This is a genomic window from Vibrio sp. D173a, assembly GCF_030248475.1.
Genome location: NZ_JAHGAH010000855.1, coordinates 1 through 602 on the forward strand (window position 1 = coordinate 1; position 602 = coordinate 602).

Consider the following 602-nt stretch of genomic DNA (forward strand, 5'->3'; position numbering starts at 1 on the left):
ATCAATTGGAAGACCTTCGCCAAGGAAGCCTTTCAAGCGGCCATCCATCTCACGCAGGAAGTCAGGTACTGCTTCCCAAAGAGAGTTTTCAACAACCGCAAAGCCCCATTTCGCTTCATCAAGCGGAGTAGGACGCTGCTGACGAATCACGTCTGAGTGCCAGCCTTGAGCGATCAGCTGCTCTAGACGACGCTCGGTTTTGACGCGCTCTTTGTTTGATAGATCGCTAAGTTCAAGCTTAGATAGACACTCGTTGATCTTAACCAGCTTGTTGATCATTGTGCGACGAGTGATTTCGGTTGGGTGCGCGGTAAGTACCAGCTCAATGTTAAGGTCGCGCACAGCTTGAGCTGCATCGAGCTTACTGATGTCATTTTGGTTTAGCTTAGAGAACAGAGATTGAAGTACGTCTGGTTCACAAACGTGCTCTTCACAGTGGCGAGAAATCGTATGGTATTGCTCTGCCATGTTGGTGAGGTTTAGAAATTGGTTGAAAGCACGAGCGACTGGCGTGAGCTGCTCGTTCGGTAAATTTTTGATCTCTTCAACTAGGCTATCGCGGTCAGCTTGGTTACCAGCTCGAGCTGACTTGGAAAGTTTAC

General features: G+C 48.7%; 1 protein-coding gene. It reads right to left on the reverse strand.

Annotated elements, in window-relative coordinates:
• On the reverse strand, positions 1-602 hold a 602-nt coding region (locus tag KIV40_RS29820), incomplete at both ends, for a phosphoenolpyruvate carboxylase (protein WP_285352878.1).